We start from the raw sequence: 18,985 nt of genomic DNA, 5'->3' as shown, positions 1-18,985 counted from the left end.
CCGCACATAAAAGGTCCTCAGCGCGAGCTACTATTGGTAGGCTGAAAACAAAAACCGGCAGGGTTTCCCCCACCGGTTCATCAATAAATCTCTAATATCATACTACTTTTTAAGCCCTGGCAGTCCTTCTGGTTTGGACTGGTGCCAATAGAAGGGTTCTGCCTTACGCTTGCGTGGATAAACCTCATCCAGAGTATTGGCATCATAGAGTCTTCCATTCTTCATAACCTGATAAATCTTGTTCGTATTTCTCAGGTTATTAAGTGGGTTGTCATTAAGTATGACAAGGTCGGCCAGCTTACCTGCTTCTATGGAGCCCAGGTCTTTTTCTAAGCCAATCGCTGTTGCTCCTAAAATAGTAGCTGCCTTTAATGCATCGTGAGGAGCCATTTTAGCTCCAACAGACCACAATTCCCAATGATAACCCAAACCTTGTAACTGTCCGTGGCTACCAATACCTGCCAAGCCACCTTGTTTCACCACGGCATTCACCCCTTCACTGTGTTTTTCAAAAACATGTTCTTCGTCCATAAACCACCCTGGTCTTCTTCTGGATTTAGAAGCCAGTTCATCGTATGGTGTAAAATGTTGCAGCTTTTTGTCGTGATAAGGGTTTTCTCTGCTGTAGAAGTAATTTTCAGCCCAGGGACCACCATAAGACACCAGTAAGGTTGGTGTGTAAGCCATTTTAGATTGTGCCACCGCGTAGGTTACATCTTTGTAAAGCGGAGCAATTGGCAGTGAGTGCTCATGGCCGGGGTATCCGTCAATCATCTGGGTCATATTCAGTTTAAAATCCAAACCACCCTCAGTAGTAGGCATCAGTTGCTGCTCTTTAGCAGCTTCAATAACCCATTGTCTCTGCTTTCTGTTACCCACCAAATACATTTTTATGGTCTTGGTGTTGTAGTACTCACTGTACTGTTTTAGCACACGCTTGGTATGATCCAGATCTTTGAGGTTGTACATCCAGAAACCTACACCCGGGCCGGTTGAGTAGACTCTAGGGCCATACAAATCGCCTGTTTCTACCAAATCGGCATAGGTTAAAACATCGGTAGTTGCCGTTTGAGGGTCTCGCGTAGTAGTTACTCCGTAAGCCAGGTTAGCGGCATATACCCAAACCTGATTTTTATGAAGTCCCCAGGCCGGCCACATGTGTGCGTGAGTGTCTACAAAGCCCGGCACTATTGTTTTACCCGTCATGTCGAATACCTGAGCTCCCCTTGGTACATCAAGTGTGCCACTGGCTCCAACGGCCTTGATTCGTGCATTCTCTATTAGAACGTCTCCATTTTCAATCACCTCATTACCATTCATAGTAATAATTCGGGCACCTTTCAACAAAGCCACACCTTGCGGTATGTCTTTTTTGGCCATTACTTTTACTCTGAATTCATGAGGTTTGTAGCCTTCGTCCTTCTTTTTCTCCTCCTTAGTATCTTCTTTGGCCTCTTCTTTCTTTTCTTCGTCTTTCTCCTCAGTCTTTTTGGCTTCTGCCTCTGCCTTTTTCGCCATTTTCACACTATCTGCATAGGCCTCGGCAGCGTTCAGGTCATAGATAAAATGGGCATTGCCAATTGACCAGTGAACCTTTTTTGCATCGGCCGACCAAGCCGGAAACTGACCACCAATTTCAGTCAGTTTTATAGCCGGAAACTGTGCACTTTCGGGGTTTGAGACGGAAATAGTTGGAGTTTGTCCAAGTTTTGGCACCGTTACTACGTAAATATCATTGTTTATGAGTGCCATGGCTTTATCTCCTTCTGGAGCCATATATATGGCTGTAGCTCTGGATGGAGGGTTATTTTCACGCCATCCCTCACCTTCTTCGAGCGAGGTGCCACCTGCAGTCGTGGCAGCTTGCTGAGACCAGGGATCGTACACTTCGTATGGCGCATGGTGATGATCAGCGATAGAACCGTAAGTGGTAATTCCGGTAATTTTTACGATTTCCTTTTCATCGGTACCGTCCCACCTTACGGAGCTCAATCCATTGAAACCACTCAGGTAAATTCGGTCGCTACCTTTTACAAAGTGCGGCCCTCCTTTTCCCTGGGTTTTCATTATAAAGTTAATATCACCTCCATCGGCAGAAATCCAGCAAAGGTCCTCATCGGCTCTTGGTGCTCCCGGACCAGAGGCATCTTTTAGGTTTTGTGCGCTTCCCTTGGTAAACACAATTCTATTGTTGGCCGCCCAGGCGGGTGTCTGATAAATAGCCGGTGTTTTGGTGAGTTTAACCGGACGTGGGCGCCCTTCCACATTCACTTTGTAAATAGCCCCACCATCTGTATCGGACCAGGTAACAAAAGCTATCATTTTACCATCTGGCGACCAGGTGGGCATGGCTTCAGTCATCTCAAAGTCGGTGAGTCTTTTGGGTTCACCATTGGGTATTTTCATTACATACAGTCGGTTGAGTGCCGTAAAAGCCAGTTGAGTACCATCCGGTGAAGGCACTCCATCGCGAATCTGTGTCACCACCATGTTCGGGTCGTCCGAAATAGGGTATTCAAACTTGAGGCGGGGGCCCATTTCTAACTTCACATCCACGTCCAGGGGTATCTCGGTTGCCTTTCCTCCTTCAATGGCTACCCTATAGAGTTTTCCTCCCCATGAGGTAATTACTTCTTTGGAATCAGGTGTAAAAGACATGGCAGGCAATACTCCTAGCGGAGCTATAGACTCCTGTTCATCGCGCTGAATCGGATAGGCCAACCACCTTTCATCACCTGTTGAAAGGTTTCTCAACACCAAGCCGGTTTGGTCTTCATAACGAGAGCCATACACCATCCATCGCCCATCAGGTGAGAGAGTTGGCGTAAAGGCCGACCCATAACGGCTGGTAATGGTAGCCCGCTGCCCGTTCTCTCTGTCATACATACCAATTTGGTACTGAGGTAACTGCGCATTGTAATTCCACGCACCATTACGCTGCGAAAAATAGATGTATCGACCATCGGCCGAAAATGCCGGCTCAATCACTTTCAGGCTGCTTGGCTCATCGATAAGCTGAAAGCCTCCACCACCATCTTTGTGGTACATAAATAACTTTAAGTTTCTGCGGCCTTTCGATACCACTACATAGTCACCGTCAGGCGACCATTCGGCCGATTGCACCCACTCATTGTTGCCCTTAGTAATCTGAGTGAATTCTTTTGTTTCCAGGTTCATAATCCAGGCATTGTCCGAACCGCTTCTGTCTGAGGTAAACACAATGCTTTTTCCATCCGGACTATAGCGAGGGTGCGTATCGTAGGCCATACCATCGGTAATCCGTGTAGCCTTTCCTCCCGAAATAGGCATGGTATACAGGTCTCCCAGCATATCGAAAGCAATTGTTTTTCCATCGGGCGAAACGTCTACAGAAACCCAGGTACCTTCCTTGGTATTAAACTCAAGCAGTCGATCGGCCTTGAGGGGCAAATCTTTGTAGGTTTTTTGGTTGAATTTTGAGGTATCGGACTTATCGTCTTGCCAAAAGGCATGAGCGGGCTGTACTCCCACCCCTAACCAGACAAGACCAATAAAGAGGCATAAAAGTACTCTATGTACGGTAGCCTTCCATTGAGTTGAATGCGTCATAGCTTAGTTGATTAGTTTGTAAACAGTCTTGAATTTAAGAAATATCGGTTACGCAGTAAGCTGAATAATAATTAACATTGCGAAAAAACCGGAATGGCTCAGAAACGAAAAGCAGCTTCACGAAAAACCAGCAGTAGAGCGGGAAGCAAAAAGAACAGCTCTGGCTTTAGTCTTGGCAAATTTATCCTAGGAGTCTTAATTTTAGGTGGACTGGGCTACACCGGTCTGGCCTTGCGCGAAGGAGAATTGGTGCCTGAGTCCATCAGAGAATTCAGGTTAGAATCACCCCTCAATGGTGACCGTATTAAAGCTGAGCCGGGATCTGAAAACACAGGAAGTGAGGTAATATCAGCTCCTGAATCAACCTCTGAACCTTCTAATAATGAAGATCTTAACTACAGTGAATTTGATTTATACTTTACCTCTGCATTTGACTTCATGTGGCCGGCATACAACACGAATGATGCCATTATAGAAAGACCTTATTATACCCTGCGCTACAACGAAGACCATGAGCAAGCCATGTGGGTTGCATACAAATTAGTGGCTGATTCGCTTAACCGGCCCACTTTCGATAGAGCCGATGATTTTAGGGAGGATCCAAGGGTTCGAACCGGATCGGCTTCACTGGCCGACTACAGGGGCTCAGGCTACGACCGTGGTCATTTGGCTCCTGCCGCAGACTTTTCATATGATGAATTTGCGCTTTCTCAGAGTTTTTACATGAGTAATATGAGTCCGCAAGATCCCGGGTTCAACAGAGGCATTTGGAAAAAACTGGAATCGAAAGTGCGAGACTGGGCTAAAGAAAATGGAGTGGTATATGTGGTTACGGGCCCGGTGTTGAAATCCGGACTCAAAAGTATTGGGCCAAATAAGGTATCGGTGCCTGAATACTACTACAAGATTGTGCTAGACATTGACAGGCCGGAAATCAAGGCCATTGCATTTCTTATGAAAAACGAAAAATCTTCGAATGAGCTAAGTTCTTTTGTGGTAACTATCGATGAAATAGAAAGACTCACCCTGCTCGATTTCTTTCCTTCCATACCCGATGAACTGGAAAATATGCTCGAAAGTACGGTGATGACCAGCCGTTGGAACTTCGACTAATACCACATTGACGGAACTACTTGCAATACCTGGCAATAGCGTCTTTAGCCTCTTCTGACCCCAAAGCCCTCGCACGGTTCAGGTCATTGCAAGCACCCTTGGATTGATTCAAAGCCACTTTCAAAGCACCCCTATACAAGAACGCTTCGGCATTCTCATTATCGAAGTTTATGGCTTGGTCGTAATTGGCTTTTGCTTCATCGAAATCACCCAATTGATGATGGGAACGACCTTTTAGCAGATAGGCAGTAGACACCCTTCCATCTACCTGAATCACTTTATCGAAATAATAAATGGCTTTGGTGAAATCTTTGGAGTTATACCAATATTTGCCCATGCTCAGGTTGGCGTTCACATTGGTCTCATCAATAGCCAAAACTGCTTCGAAGTCCTCTCTGGCTTCCTCCAGTTGACCCACTTCTTCATAGGCTCTACCTCTGTTGTAAAGTGATTTTATGTCTTTTGGTTTCGTAGAAAGATATTCGGTATAGGATTCAATGGCCTCATTGTATTTGCCGTCTTTAAACAGCACATCGGCCTCTCTGGTTACATCAGAATTACAAGCTGAAAACACCACCATCATCAGCACCCAAATCAACCCTATCAACTTTTTCATTTTATCTGTTTTTCAAATTGCGGCTGCAAAGTTAGCCCTTTAAACATCAGAATAAAAGAAAAAGGGGGCACTAAGCCCCCTTTCCTCAGGTAGGGTGAAAGGTCTACCCTAAAGCGGACAAGTGTCCGCTACCCAATGTCAAAAACTCAAACAACTAACCTATAAAAGACAAGCTAAAGACCAAAAAAATAAGTCACTGAAAATCAATGACTTATATAAATTCATACGATATTATCGCTCCCAAAACGGGAAATTATCATTCAATTCTAGACGGCTACATTGTTTTCTCTAAGCGCATCATTGAGTGAGGTTTTCTTATCCGTACTTTCTTTGCGTTTTCCGATAATCAAGGCTGTAGGAACCTGGTACTCTCCTGCCGGGAACTTTTTAGTATAGGAACCCGGAATAACTACCGATCGCTCAGGCACATAGCCCTTGTATTCTACAGGTTCAGAACCTGTCACATCAATAATTTTGGTGCTAGCAGTAAGTGTCACGTTAGCCCCTAACACAGCTTCCTTACCTACTCTAACGCCTTCCACCACTATACATCGCGAGCCAATAAAGGCATTGTCTTCAATAATTACAGGAGCAGCCTGTAGAGGCTCCAACACTCCACCAATACCTACCCCACCACTTAGGTGTACGTTTTTACCGATCTGGGCGCAGCTACCAACCGTAGCCCAGGTATCTACCATAGTGCCGGCATCCACATAAGCTCCAATGTTTACATAAGATGGCATTAGAATAACGCCACTGCTAATGTAGGCTCCATATCTGGCCACGGCATGAGGAACCACACGGACTCCTTTCTGTTCATATCCGGTTTTGAGCTTCATTTTATCGTGAAACTCAAACGGCCCAACTTCAATGGTTTGCATTTTCTGAATAGGGAAGTAAAGAATCACCGCCTTTTTTACCCATTCATTAACTACCCAACCTTCTTCTGTGGGAGTGGCCACACGCTTATCTCCTCTATCCAAATCTTCAATAATAGTTTTGATGGCAATTACCACCTCCTTATCATTGAGTAATGTGCGGTCTTCCCAAGCTCTTTCGATGATGTCTTTTAGTTCCATTTATATCGCAGAAAATTTTAACTTTAATACTGTTGATGAAAAAGACCAAAGTAGTAATTGCCTCGCTGCTTAAGCCAATAGATGACACCCGCATGTATGAGAAATTCGGCCTTTCAATGGCTGAAACAAATAAATATGATATTAATATCATAGGCTTTGATTCAAAAAATGTCCGTACACATGAAGGCATTACTTTTCACCCTCATGGTCCCTTCGGACGTTTGAGCTTTCAGCGCCTTATTCATCCCTTCAAAGTATTCAAAAAGTACATTCAACTAAAACCTGAAATAATAATAGCTAACACCCATGAATTGCTGATAGTTAGCAGTGTTTACAAAATTTTATTTGGCAGCAAACTCATCTATGATTTAAGAGAAAATTATGTAAAGAATATTCGTTTCACCCAGGTTTTCCCTCCCGCTGTCCGTCCGTTTCTGGCCGCATGGGTACGACTGAAAGAATGGCTGAGCAGGCCCTTTATCAACCATTATATTCTTGCAGAAAGGGTGTACAACAAACAACTCCCCTTTCTTTCAAAACGAGTAACCGTAATCGAAAATAAATATGCACCACAAACGCATGAGTCTACGGCCTACCGCAACCCCGACCCTGAATATATAGACCTGCTATATACAGGCACCATTTCTGAGTCTAATGGGGTGTTTGATGCCATAGACATCACCAAATCGCTTCATTTGTGCGACCCGAAAGTCAGGCTCCGCATTGTAGGCTATTGTGCTCTTAAAAAAGACCTTATGCGTCTTCATAAAGAAATAGAGCACTATGAATTCATAGAACTAAATGGCGGGGATCACCTCGTTCCGCACCTGGAGATTATTGAAGCCATTCAAAAGGCCGATTTTGGTTTTGTACTAAAACGCTCGAATGGAGGTATTAATGACGACAAAATACTCACCAGGCTTTTTGAGTATACCGCCAATAAACTGCCTATTCTACTGCTCAATAACCCCACATGGTTGCAGTTCTGTGCCGAGTTTAATGCGGCCATTGAAGTTAACCCTGATGACTTTGATGCAAAGACCTTATTGAACACCATGAAGACCAAAACCTTCTACGATAGGGGTAATGCTTCTTCCAGCCTTTGGTCGAGTGAGAAGCCGAAACTACTGAACTTATTAGAGGAACTCTCCGGGCAATGAGCTAACAACCACCTTCTGCCGAGTTTAAGCCAACCTTACCAACAGCCTCTTCTCTCATTTTTAGTTTTGTCTAAAAATTTTTATCTCCCCAACTAACAAGCTTTAAATCAGCAATATGGAGCATATTTTAAATAGTTTAGATTATCAATACATTTTTTTTAGATAAATCTAAAACATATATTTGTGTCAAACTTTAATTACGTGTATAGTCTATCGGAAGAAAACTACATAAAGGCTATTTACCACCTGTCTAACCACGGACAGGAAAGTGTAAACACCAATGCCATAGCCATAGAAATGAACACTACTCCGGCCTCAGTAAGCGATATGATCCGCAAACTCTCTAAAAAGAAAGTGGTGGACTATCAGAAATATCGCGGGGTTCATATCTCGGAGAAAGGCAAAGAGATTGCGCTCAAAATAATTCGTAAGCACAGGCTCTGGGAAGTGTTCTTGGTTGAAAAGCTAAATTTTCATTGGGACGAAGTGCACGATATTGCCGAACAATTAGAGCACATTAAATCTCCCCTACTGATAAGTAAACTAGATGAGTTTTTGGGCTTTCCTAAGCACGATCCGCATGGCGACCCCATACCCGATGAGAATGGAGTCTTTTCTACCGTAAAGAAGGAACCCCTCTGCAATATAGAAGCAGGACAGAGCTGCAAAGTAATTACCGTAAATGATTCCAGTTCGGCCTTCTTAAAATATTTGGACAAGGTGGGTATATCGATTGGCACCACCTTGCGAATAGATGATCACAATGAGTTCGATGGCTCTGTAGACATTACCATAAACCAAAATAAAAGCACCACCGTATCTCCGGCCGCTGCCCAAAATATACTTGTAACACCGCTATGATTAAACCTCTACACATTGCACTGTTGGCCGTATTGATTCTTTTGGGCTGCCAACCTAAAGCCAGCCGGAAAACTGTCGGTAAACTAAATGTTGTAACCACTACCGGCATGATTGCCGATGTGGTCAAAAACGTAGGCAAAGACTCTGTAACGGTAACAGCCCTAATGGGCCCTGGAGTAGACCCACACCTCTACAAGGCTACACAAGGCGACCTGGCACGCCTGCAACAAGCCGATATTATTTTCTATAACGGTCTACACCTCGAAGGTAAAATGGGCGAGGTATTCGAAAAACTGGAACGCATAAAAACGGTGATTCCGGTGGCCAGAGGTATTGAAAAGAACTTATTACTCGATAGCCCGGTATATCAGGGCACATACGACCCGCACATCTGGTTCGATGTAAGCCTTTGGAGCCAAACCATTGTGGAAGTAACCAATACATTGATTGAAGCCCGACCGGAAAACCGTGATTATTTTATTGCCAATGCTGAAGCTCTGCGCAGGCAATTTGCCGAGCTCCATGAGTGGGTCACGGAGCAAATCCAAACCATCCCCCCTACCAAGCGGATAATGATTACCGCTCACGATGCTTTTAGTTATTTCGGCAGGGCATATGGCCTGGAAGTACGCGGGCTACAGGGTATTTCTACACTCTCCGAGTTTGGGCTGAAAGACCGGGTAGACCTTATCAACTTTATTGTTGAAAAACAGATAAATGCAGTTTTTGTAGAAACCTCGGTTTCCGAAAAGAACATAAAAGCCATTGTGGAAGGCTGTGAACAGAAAGGCCACGAAGTGAAAATTGGAGGAAGCCTATTTTCTGATGCCATGGGCGCTGCCGGAACCCCGGAGGGAACCTATTTGGGCATGGTAAGAGCCAATGTTAAAACCATAGTTGAAGCATTGAAATGAGCTTAAAGTTCATGGTTCAAGGTTTTACGAAAACACCTGGAACATTGAACATAAAACCTGAAACGGAACGAAGAAAATAGAAGCACAAGACCCCGGCTCGAAAGGGTGTCAAAAATTCGAAAGTCCCCTTTATGAGATTTAGGGGATACCTAAGGAAGGAAGAAATGAAAGTAGAAGCACAAGAACCAGTAGTAGAATTTCATGATTTGACGGTGTCATATCATAAGAAGCCAGTACTCTGGAACATTGACATGACTTTACCCAAAGGCGCACTTATTGGAATTATCGGGCCAAATGGAGCGGGAAAGTCAACCCTGATTAAGTCGGCCATGGGCTTGCTTCCTTTAGCCTCTGGTTATGTGAGAATATTCGATGAAGCACTGGACGATGTGAGGCATAGAGTAAGCTATGTGCCGCAACGCGAAAGTGTAGACTGGGATTTCCCCACCTCTGTGCTGGATGTGGTGCTGATGGGGCGTTACGCCAAGCTAGGTTTGCTCACACGCCCCAGAAAAGCCGATAAAGAAATGGCCTTAAACTGCTTGAGAAAGGTGGGAATGGAAGCCTATGTAGACCGACAAATATCCCAGCTTTCCGGTGGGCAACAGCAACGGGTTTTTCTGGCCAGAGCACTAGCTCAGGAGGCCGATCTATACTTTATGGACGAACCCTTTGCAGGAGTGGATGCGGCAACCGAAGCAGCCATACTTTCCATTATGCAAGAAATGACGGCACAGGGCAAAACCGTAATAGTGGTGCACCACGACCTACAGTCGGCTGCAGAGTTTTTCGATTGGATAGTACTGCTTAACATGAGACTTGTAGCTTCCGGCCCTATCGATAAGGTATTTACCAATGAAATGCTACAGGAAACTTATGGAGGAAAACTCACCGTATTGGCCGAGGTGGGCGAATTGGTTCGGAAAAGGCAAATACCCAGCCGGGAGAAATACTGATATGGAAACCTTACAGGAATTCTTTTCTTTCAGCGATCCGAGCATAATTGCCGTAACAGTGGGTGCCGTACTTCTGAGTGCCTCTTCGGCAGTAGTCGGGACTTTCACTTTTCTTAAAAAGAAAGCCCTGGTTGGCGATGCTGTGGCGCATTCGGTATTGCCCGGCATATGCCTGGCCTTCATACTTTCCGGCACAAAAAACCCTCTTTGGCTAATTATAGGAGCTTTTGTTACCGGCTGGCTATCTCTGGTCATCATCGATAACATTACCCTTAAAACTAAGATCAAAGAAGATACCGCCATTGCCCTCATTCTATCTGTTTTCTTTGGCATTGGCATACTCCTGCTCACTCATATTCAGCATTCCGGAAATGCAGCTCAAACAGGCCTCGATTCTTTTTTATTTGGTAAAGCAGCCGCATTGGTGGGCAAAGACTTACAAGTTTTTGGCATTGTGGCTATTGTACTGCTGGTTACCGTAGCACTGTTTTTTAAAGAACTGAAGCTAATTGCCTTCGATGCCAGCTACGCCAAAGCTCTTGGGCTACCCGTAAAAGGGATGGATTTGCTACTCACCTCGCTCACAGTGCTGGCTGTGGTTACCGGTATTCAAGCTGTGGGGGTAGTGTTAATGGCCGCCATGTTGATTACTCCGGCCGCAGCGGCCCGCTTTTGGACCAACGATGTACGAATAATGACCGTTTTAGCTGCCATTATGGGCGGAGTTTCCGGTCTTTCAGGAGCTTACGTAAGTTATGTGGCTCCGGCTATGCCCACAGGCCCGTGGATTGTAATGATTATTTCTGCCATTGCGCTCACCTCCTTCTTCATAGCCCCAAAGCGAGGTATTATTTCCCGCGGAGTTCAGCAAAGAAGGCTACAACGAATGATTATGGACGAAAACTTGCTCAAAGAGCTCTATCATCTGGGAGAAAAAGATGCAGATATTTATAAAGCACGCAGCATTGAAGAAATTGTTGAGGAACGTTTTTTTCCAAAAGACCGATTGAGAAGTTCGCTGAGAAGACTTAGGCGAGAAGGTTTCATTACCAAAGAAAACGGGCATTGGCGATACACCGAAGCCGGCCGACAAAAAGGACAGCGGGTGGTCAAACTACACAGGCTCTGGGAGTTATATCTTTCCAAATACATGAAAATTGACCCCGATCATGTGCATGAAGATGCCGAAACCATAGAGCACATTATTACCCCCGAATTGGAAAAAAGATTGGAAAAAATGCTGGAATATCCTGAAGTGGATCCGCATGAAGAAAAGATACCGTATTGAAGTGGCTAAAAGACGGAAGACGAAGACAGTAAGCTTTAGGCAAGAGATTGTAATGAAAAATATTACCGATAACTAAACAACAATTAACCGACAACTGATTCGGATGGATGCTTTTTATATCATACTAACGGCTACTCTGTTTGCCATTTCCTGTGGCCTGCTAGGTTGCTTTCTGATTCTCAGAAAAATGGCCATGGTAGGTGATGCCATTTCTCATGCCGTATTGCCCGGCATAGTGATTGCTTTTTTGCTTACCGGTACCCGCGATTCGTTCGAAATGATACTCGGTGCTGCACTAATCGGTATCTTCAGCACTTTCCTTATCGAATTTTTTCATCATAAAGCCCGACTACAAACCGATGCAGCCATAGGAGTTACTTTTACCTGGCTGTTTGCTTTGGGTGTAATTCTTATCTCTGTTTTTGCGGGCCAGGTAGACCTCGATCAGGAATGCGTACTCTATGGTGAAATTGCCTATGTCCCAATCGATTTATGGATTGGAGATAACGGTACCATATTTGGTCCAAGAGCCCTTTATGTAGCTGCCATGACACTCATAGTGAATGTTGCCTTTATTCGCATTGGCTTTAAACAGCTACATTTAACCACCTTCGATCCGGCTTTTGCAGCTACCATAGGGGTTTCAGTGTCGCTTTGGAACTACCTCTTAATGGGAGCTGTATCCATGACTACTGTAGCCGCCTTCGATTCTGTAGGAGCCATTCTTGTTGTAGCCTTGCTTGTCGGGCCAGCGGCCATTGCCTACCTCCTCACCGACCGGTTCCAAACCATGATGATTATTACCGTTTTTGTGGCCATTGTCAGTAGCGCGCTCGGTTACTACCTTGCTGTTTGGGTAGATGGTTCCATTGCCGGTGCTATTGTTACCATCATAGGTATTCTGTTCGGGATCACCTTCCTCTTTTCTCCCGGCCATGGAGTGCTTATGAAGAAAAGACTCCAACGAAAAGAAGCACAAAGACTCAAAACTGAAGCTCCTCTCTCATAGTAGCGAAAGCTATTTTGATACCCTTTTCTTCCTTCCCAAGAGAAAGGTTTATTGATATCATTGAAGGAAGCTACTAATGGTTAGTCGTTAACCGCTCTTCGTTATTCAACACTTACCTACTCCTTTTCCCATCCTGAGCCCAGCCGAAGGATCCGGCAGAGACTTGTTCACGCTTATTCGTTATTGGTTAATCGTAAAGAAGGAAACCTCCCTCTCCTGACCTAAGCGAGGTTGAAGAATCTGACACTGGACTTGTTGGAGATTATTGGTTATTCGGTTAATTACCAAGAACGAAACTTCTCTTTCCTATCCTGAGCATGGCCGAAGGATCCGCAGAGACTTGTTCACGCTCATCGGTTATTGGTTAATCGTAAAGAAGGAGACCTCCCTCTCCTGTCCTAAGCGTAGTTGAAGAATCTGACACTGGACTTGTTGGAGATTATTGGTTATTCGGTTAATTGCTAAGAACGAGGCTTCACTTTCCTATCCTGAGCTCAGCCGAAGGATCCGGCAGAGACTTGTTCACGCTTATTCGTTATTGGTTAATCGTAAAGAAGGAAACCTCCCTCTCCTGACCTAAGCGAGGTTGAAGAATCTGACACTGGACTTGTTGGAGATTATTGGTTATTCGGTTAATTACCAAGAACGAAACTTCTCTTTCCTATCCTGAGCATGGCCGAAGGATCCGCAGAGACTTGTTCACGCTCATCGGTTATTGGTTAATCGTAAAGAAGGAAACCTCCCTCTCCTATCCTAAGCGTAGTTGAAGAATCTGACACAGGGCTTGTTCGAGATTATTGGTTATTCGGTTAATTGCTAAGAACGAAACTTCACTTTCCTATCCTGAGCATGGCCGAAGGATCTCCGACACAGGGCTTGTTCATTGTTTATCGCCCATTATTGAAACTGAGACTATACTACAATCAATCCATAACAACGTTGAGAGAAACAAAGTAATGTCGTAAAAAGCATTACACCACACAGCAAAAGCACTCGCTTCTCTTTACAATTAGCCATACTTGACAACAACGCAGACTAGAAAAGAATTAGTTGCGAACTGGCCTTACCATTTAGAATTTGAGACATAAACATCTATTCATTCGAAAACCTATCTTTGCAGCATGCAAAATCTCCTGCAAAATGATGATACGATAATCGCTTTGGCCACCCCCCAGGGAGTTGGTGCCATTGGGGTAATTCGTTTAAGTGGAAAAGAGGCAATCAACATCACCAATAAGGTTTTTAAAGGAAAAGACCTTACAAAACAGGAGTCACACACGATTCATTTTGGTACAATTCGCGATGAGGACAACCGCATTTTAGATGAGGTGTTGGTTTCATTGTTTATTGCCCCAAAATCCTTTACCAAAGAGAACGTGGTAGAAATATCCTGCCATGGCTCCAACTTCATCATCAAGCAGATTATCCAACTTCTGATCAGAAAAGGAGCCAGACCGGCCAAGCCGGGTGAATTCACCAAACGTGCCTTTATGAATGGACAGTTCGATTTAGCTCAAGCTGAAGCAGTGGCCGACCTCATCAATGCCGATACCGAAGCGGCTCATAATGCAGCTCTGAATCAGATGCGTGGTGGGTTCTCCGGTGAGATCAAAAAGCTTCGCGAGGAGTTAATTCATTTTGCCTCTATGATTGAGTTGGAACTCGACTTTGGCGAAGAAGATGTAGAATTCGCTAGCAGAGATGACCTCAAAGACCTTGTGAACCGACTTTTAACGGTTGTAAATGCACTTATACAAAGTTTTGACCTGGGTAACGTGATCAAAAACGGAGTACCCACGGTGATTGCCGGTAAGCCCAATGCCGGTAAATCTACCCTTCTCAACGCTCTGCTAAAAGAGGAAAAAGCCATAGTTTCCGACATTGCCGGTACTACCCGCGATTTTATCGAAGATGAAATCGTGATTGGTGGAGTAGCCTTCCGATTTATCGATACTGCGGGTTTGCGAGAAACTACCGATGCGATTGAAAAAATTGGTGTGGAGCGAACCCAAGCCAAAATGAAAACGGCATCCATGATCATCTACCTTTTCGACCTTTCTCAGGTAGATATTGTGGAAATGAACAAGGAGATCAATGTACTCGAAAACACCGGGGTGCCATTCCTGAAAGTCGGTAACAAACTGGATAAGGTAGATGAAGCTTTAGTTGAAAAGCTCCAACATCAACACCCTGATATGCTTTTCCTTACCGCCAAAGAGCCGGGGCACGTGGAGGAGCTTAAGAACAGAATCCTGGAGCTCGTCAACCTCAACAAATTCAAGCGAGGCGATACGGTAGTCACTAACATTCGCCATTATGACTCTCTCCTACAAACCAAAAACGCCCTCATGAACGTCATCGAAGGCATTGACAATCAGGTCACCAATGACTTTGTGGCCATGGATATCCGCCAAGCGCTCCATTATCTTGGTGAGATCACCGGAGAAATCACCACAGATGATTTGCTGGCGAATATTTTCAGCAAGTTTTGTATCGGAAAGTAAAGCACCTGTAATGGCCGTACATGTAGTCTCTTCTTACAAGGTCAGGTATTCCCACTATTTTATACACCTGCTCTAAATTAAGAGTAGATTAAGCCGGACATCAAACATTTTTCTTTCGTCTAAAGAAAATCATACCCTATGGCTTGCAACCTATGCCAATCAATCTTGTCGTTCATAAAATTTAACTCAGATTCTGTTCAAACAATGTTTATTCCTCATATAACAAACCGAAATCAGCTCTGGAAAATTTGCCTCACTATACTTCTTAGCACTTTTTTTATACTCTATTTTTTGCAGCCATTTGGCGATGTACGGCATGGTTTCACACTCGCAGGATTCTTGAGGGTTTTAAGTTATTCTTTTACTCCCGCTGCAATCGTTTATCTATCTGAAGCGTTTTTAGGCAACTTCTTTAGATCCTCTAATAGGATTTCACAAACCTACTATGGTCATGTACTTTGGTATCTGATTGTATTAACCTTTGTGGTCATCGGAATTTATTTCGTGCGATCGAGTTGGATTGGATGGAATGACTCCGGTTTAAACAGCTTACCAGTCACACTTTACAGGGTGGTAATAGTTGCTATTATTCCTCTTTCCCTTATAGTCTTACTAATAAACAAGACAGGAAGACAAGAAAATCTGATCTTAATTTCGAAAGACAAAAATCCTGAGTTGGTAAAATTAGATATGAAAAACCTACTCTATTTGCAAAGCGAAGATAACTATACAAGCATTCATTTTCTTCAGAATGGCACCTATAATAAGAAACTCCTTAGAGGGAGTTTATCACATTTCGAGAAGCAGGTGCGTACTCCTATTGTCCGTATTCATCGTTCCTATCTCATCAATTTAGAGAAAGTATCTTGGGTGAAAATGAATAGTTCTGGTGGTTTTATTTCACTTAAAGGGATAGATTCTTCTTTTAAAGTCTCCCGTAAATACTCAAGCCATTTTGAAAGCCGGTGGTCACAGATTCACTAGTTGTTTCAAACGTCCCAATATTCTGTCATTCATCACAAGCTCTAAGTCTTTGTTATTTTGAATCATCAATCTGCTGTTCTTGCGTGAATTATGAACAGTAGAGACAGATTTTTTGCTATCAAGTTTGGACTCATAGCAGGAGTAGTAACTTCCATTATTTACCCCCTAATGATTACTACTCATGGCCCAGGGCTATGGCCTTTGCTTCTCGAAATCTCTTTTGGCCCAATGTTTATCATTAGTAGTTATTCACTTTATCTGTTTATAAAGCATTACGGCAACAGTTTTTACAATGAAATAGGCTGGTTGTTTACCATACTTGCCGGAGCTGCAATACTCATGACCAATACCGTGCAGAAGTCTGTCTTTTCAATGATGGCCGATATGCAGTCGACAGACGACCACCTGGTAAGAGAGATGATACGCAGAAGTTTTAAGTCCGGGAATCTTACCCAATTGGGTATGGATTTCTATTGGGACGTTCTGGTATCTATTGGCATATCGTTTTTTGCCTTGGCCATCTTATACCAAAAATATTTGCCAAAACTACTGACGATTGCCGGTTTAATAATCGGTATTGGTGGGCTATTCATCAATATGCTTACCTTCCCAGTTCCACCGGCCAATAATGAACTTATTGATCCTGGGCCTTTTTTTGCGGTTTTCTATGGAATCGTCTTGTTATTCATGCTTCACGCTGTGTTTATAAAAAAAGCCCTTTCGGCATGATCAAATACATACTTTGCATAGCCGCTCTTTTTGTCTGGGCATTACGATTAAATGCTCAAACGGCTGCTTCCAACCTAGCAAAAAAGGCAAGCTCAATAGACGAGGGCTACGTTTTTCCAGACAATGCCTGGTTAATCTCAGTGAATGGAGACACCATTACTTTCGGTTCTTTGAAAGGTACATGGATTATTTTGGACTATTGGACAGCAGGTTGCAAGCCATGTGTAGAGGCTTTTCCATTCTTACAAGCCCTCAACAACGAAAATCCTAAGAAGCTTACCGTAGTGGCCATAAATGTGGATAAATCCTTTGATAGATTTTCTAAATATCATCAAAAGTATTCCATAGGATATCCAAACTACTTTAGTGGTTTTTCACTTTCTAACCCCTTCATGCTCGCGAATCTTCAGCCGGCACATACTCAATCGGGAGAAGTCCGAATGACTACACTTACTCCCCAATATATTTTGATTGATCCGGAAGGAAGAATTATCAATAAAAATCTTCCAAAACCGGGCAGTATAGCATTTCAACAGGCCTTAAGCATTATTAAACAATGAAAGTAGTATACATAATAATCTTCTTACTGGCCCTCCCCTCTTTAACCTACCCTCAGCATCATATTGCAGGATTGGTTGTCGATAGGCAAGGAACTCCAATTCCCTATGCTACCATTGGCATATACACCAAAAACATAGGTACATATTCATTCGAAAACGGCCTATTCAGTCTATCTATTCCAAAAAACTATCTACAAGAAAAGCTCACTGTCAGTTGTATTGGCTACGAAACCATATCAGTTGAAATTGGTCCTTTGCTTAATCAAGACAGAATCACTATTACCCTAAAGGAATCAATATCACATTTGAATGATGTACTTGTAACCCCAAAAAAAAACACGACACACCTCAGGCCTACGGGCATAATGCAAAGCATATCCAATGGCGACATAAGCATTGCTTTCCCACATAGAGGGTCTGAGGTAGGCCTCGTAATTGACAATGGCGGGCAACCTGTAGTTCTGAATAAAATCAGCGTAAAATTCAAGGTACAGCGTTTAGACTCTATTCTGCTTCAGGCGAGAATATATACACTCAATGCTGAAAAGTCTCCTGGTGATTTGCTTGAGCACAGACTAATAAAAAAAGTACGTGCAGCGGATGGGGAATGTCATTTCGACCTCAAAGAAACACTGCAAATACAAGGACCGGTATTCATAAGTTTTCAATGGTTGGCTGATGCAGCACATGTAGCGAACATAGACCAGTACAATGCAACGGAAAATGAAGTAATAATGAAATACATGACCTCAGAATTTAAAAATCACAGCATTACTCTCTATAACAAGAAGAAAATAAGTGTGCGCAATGAGTTAGGCAAAGAAGTGTGGTCTGCAAAAATGGCCAATAGGGACATTGCATTCTTGAAAACTGAAAGTGAGAAGATACCCAAAGTTTCCTTTCTAACTACCAAAGCGGCTGGCACCACCCTATATCGCTCTCACAGCCTTGGAAGGTGGTATCGCTACGACCAAAACTTAATTGCATGGATCGAATAGTACGTTATTTAGTCAAGGAGGCATGTTGCTGCTTTATGCGGAAAACAACCTTGAGCAAAAGTTGAAAAACGAACTAACCAATAATTAGAATCCTTAAAACAAATTTTTCGCATGAATGGATTAGACGAAATCAAAGAGACTTGGCACATCAATAACCAAATAAACTTGTATCTCTTAAATGGCATTGAGCAAGCCCACATGAATGATACGGCCTCGTCAAAAGGCAGAACCGTTGGAGATCAATTTGGCCATATAAACAACGTACGATTGATGTGGCTAAAGGAAAGTGAACCGGAGTTGATGGACACGGTGATTAGACTTGAAAAAGGCACTACGGATAAAAAAATAATCATCGAGGCATTTAAAAAGAGTGCCCATGCAATGGCTAAAATGATTGAAAAAGGGTTCCAAACAAACCGAATCAAAGGATTCAAACCTCACCCAACAGCATTTCTCGGATATATAATTGCGCATGAAGCCCATCATAGAGGTCAAATCATACTGTCATTGAAACAGAGTGATCACATGCCAGATAAAAAGCGATTGTTTGGTCTGTGGGAATGGGGTTCAAGAGCAAGTGAAATGGAAAAGGAATAAGAAATTCAAGAAAGAAAATGCTTGTGACT

At 43.5% G+C, this 18,985-nt stretch carries 16 protein-coding genes; 13 read left to right on the top strand and 3 right to left on the bottom strand.

Annotated elements, in window-relative coordinates; all coding sequences use genetic code 11:
• Positions 1 to 102: 102 nt before the first annotated feature.
• Positions 103 to 3,588 (bottom strand): amidohydrolase family protein, encoded by a 3,486-nt coding sequence (locus IE164_RS14905; protein ID WP_189631048.1) that lies wholly within the window; start codon positions 3,586 to 3,588, stop codon positions 103 to 105.
• Between the two features lie 93 nt (positions 3,589 to 3,681).
• Here IE164_RS14905 and IE164_RS14900 point away from each other — a divergent pair, with 93 nt between their 5' ends.
• Entirely contained in the window at positions 3,682 to 4,701 is a 1,020-nt protein-coding gene (locus IE164_RS14900) for a DNA/RNA non-specific endonuclease (RefSeq protein WP_229838712.1), read from the top strand.
• Positions 4,702 to 4,717: 16 nt separating this feature from the next.
• Here the strand turns inward: IE164_RS14900 and IE164_RS14895 are convergent, their stop codons facing one another.
• Together IE164_RS14895 and IE164_RS14890 are read right to left on the bottom strand one after the other, a co-directional pair.
• Positions 4,718 to 5,317 carry a tetratricopeptide repeat protein gene (locus tag IE164_RS14895; RefSeq protein WP_189631047.1) on the bottom strand — a complete coding sequence of 200 codons (600 nt, stop codon included), beginning with the start codon at positions 5,315 to 5,317 and terminating at the stop codon, positions 4,718 to 4,720.
• Between the two features lie 266 nt (positions 5,318 to 5,583).
• Positions 5,584 to 6,396, bottom strand: coding sequence for a 2,3,4,5-tetrahydropyridine-2,6-dicarboxylate N-succinyltransferase (locus IE164_RS14890; RefSeq protein ID WP_189631046.1), 813 nt, complete (start codon positions 6,394 to 6,396; stop codon positions 5,584 to 5,586).
• A gap of 35 nt (positions 6,397 to 6,431) precedes the next feature.
• Here IE164_RS14890 and IE164_RS14885 point away from each other — a divergent pair, with 35 nt between their 5' ends.
• The 12 genes from IE164_RS14885 (at position 6,432) to IE164_RS14830 (ending at position 18,956) form a co-directional block, all read left to right on the top strand.
• Complete coding sequence (locus tag IE164_RS14885) at positions 6,432 to 7,556, top strand: glycosyltransferase family protein (RefSeq protein ID WP_189631045.1); 1,125 nt, start codon at positions 6,432 to 6,434, stop codon at positions 7,554 to 7,556.
• A 183-nt stretch (positions 7,557 to 7,739) separates the two neighbouring features.
• Positions 7,740 to 8,417, top strand: a complete 678-nt coding sequence (locus IE164_RS14880) for a metal-dependent transcriptional regulator (RefSeq protein ID WP_229838710.1) — start codon at positions 7,740 to 7,742, stop codon at positions 8,415 to 8,417.
• Positions 8,414 to 9,331, top strand: a complete 918-nt coding sequence (locus IE164_RS14875; protein WP_189631044.1) for a metal ABC transporter solute-binding protein, Zn/Mn family — start codon at positions 8,414 to 8,416, stop codon at positions 9,329 to 9,331. Before IE164_RS14880 ends, IE164_RS14875 begins: the two co-directional genes overlap by 4 nt.
• A gap of 164 nt (positions 9,332 to 9,495) precedes the next feature.
• The gene (locus IE164_RS14870; protein WP_189631427.1) at positions 9,496 to 10,287 is read left to right on the top strand and encodes a metal ABC transporter ATP-binding protein; all 792 of its coding nucleotides are present in this window, start codon (positions 9,496 to 9,498) and stop codon (positions 10,285 to 10,287) included.
• A gap of 1 nt (position 10,288) precedes the next feature.
• Positions 10,289 to 11,575 carry a metal ABC transporter permease gene (locus tag IE164_RS14865; RefSeq protein ID WP_189631043.1) on the top strand — a complete coding sequence of 429 codons (1,287 nt, stop codon included), beginning with the start codon at positions 10,289 to 10,291 and terminating at the stop codon, positions 11,573 to 11,575.
• Positions 11,576 to 11,678: 103 nt separating this feature from the next.
• The gene (locus IE164_RS14860; protein ID WP_189631042.1) at positions 11,679 to 12,584 is read left to right on the top strand and encodes a metal ABC transporter permease; all 906 of its coding nucleotides are present in this window, start codon (positions 11,679 to 11,681) and stop codon (positions 12,582 to 12,584) included.
• A gap of 1,121 nt (positions 12,585 to 13,705) precedes the next feature.
• Complete coding sequence (gene mnmE, locus IE164_RS14855) at positions 13,706 to 15,088, top strand: tRNA uridine-5-carboxymethylaminomethyl(34) synthesis GTPase MnmE (RefSeq protein WP_189631041.1); 1,383 nt, start codon at positions 13,706 to 13,708, stop codon at positions 15,086 to 15,088.
• A gap of 204 nt (positions 15,089 to 15,292) precedes the next feature.
• Positions 15,293 to 16,072, top strand: coding sequence for a LytR/AlgR family response regulator transcription factor (locus IE164_RS14850; protein WP_189631040.1), 780 nt, complete (start codon positions 15,293 to 15,295; stop codon positions 16,070 to 16,072).
• 90 nt (positions 16,073 to 16,162) lie between these two features.
• Positions 16,163 to 16,801 carry a hypothetical protein gene (locus tag IE164_RS14845; protein ID WP_189631039.1) on the top strand — a complete coding sequence of 213 codons (639 nt, stop codon included), beginning with the start codon at positions 16,163 to 16,165 and terminating at the stop codon, positions 16,799 to 16,801.
• Positions 16,798 to 17,361 carry a TlpA family protein disulfide reductase gene (locus IE164_RS14840; protein ID WP_189631038.1) on the top strand — a complete coding sequence of 188 codons (564 nt, stop codon included), beginning with the start codon at positions 16,798 to 16,800 and terminating at the stop codon, positions 17,359 to 17,361. Before IE164_RS14845 ends, IE164_RS14840 begins: the two co-directional genes overlap by 4 nt.
• Positions 17,358 to 18,359 carry a carboxypeptidase-like regulatory domain-containing protein gene (locus IE164_RS14835; RefSeq protein WP_189631037.1) on the top strand — a complete coding sequence of 334 codons (1,002 nt, stop codon included), beginning with the start codon at positions 17,358 to 17,360 and terminating at the stop codon, positions 18,357 to 18,359. The genes IE164_RS14840 and IE164_RS14835 overlap by 4 nt, the downstream gene beginning before the upstream one ends.
• Positions 18,360 to 18,470: 111 nt before the next feature.
• Positions 18,471 to 18,956 carry a DinB family protein gene (locus IE164_RS14830; RefSeq protein WP_189631036.1) on the top strand — a complete coding sequence of 162 codons (486 nt, stop codon included), beginning with the start codon at positions 18,471 to 18,473 and terminating at the stop codon, positions 18,954 to 18,956.
• Positions 18,957 to 18,985: the final 29 nt, after the last annotated feature.

This window comes from Roseivirga thermotolerans (assembly GCF_014653175.1).
Lineage (GTDB): Bacteria > Bacteroidota > Bacteroidia > Cytophagales > Cyclobacteriaceae > Roseivirga > Roseivirga thermotolerans.
Note: the sequence above shows the minus strand (reverse complement) of the source record. Positions and strands in the feature narration are given on the sequence as shown.